At 67.1% G+C, this 216-nt stretch carries 1 pseudogene; it reads right to left on the bottom strand.

From position 1 onward, the window contains the following. Positions 1-216, bottom strand: a pseudogene (locus QM841_RS43065) (GMC family oxidoreductase); the annotation flags it as partial.

A 216-nucleotide genomic window follows, 5' to 3' on the forward strand; every position in this document is an offset into this window, starting at 1 on the left:
CACCAGTGCCAGCCGAGCTTGTTCGCGGCTTCGGCCGATTTCATGCCGGGCTTGCCCAACGGGTGGGGCGGCAGCGGGGATTCGAGACCTTCGGGGTAGGCGGTGTCGCCGTCGACTCCGGAGACGCCGATGACTTCGTCGACCTCGTCGTGGTACGGCTTGAGGTCGTCGTAGCGGATCGGCCAGTCGTCCGCGACACCGTCGAGCGTCTTGACC

The sequence above is a fragment of the Rhodococcus sp. IEGM 1307 genome (genome assembly GCF_030056915.1).
In the GTDB taxonomy this organism is placed as follows: domain Bacteria; phylum Actinomycetota; class Actinomycetes; order Mycobacteriales; family Mycobacteriaceae; genus Rhodococcus_F; species Rhodococcus_F opacus_D.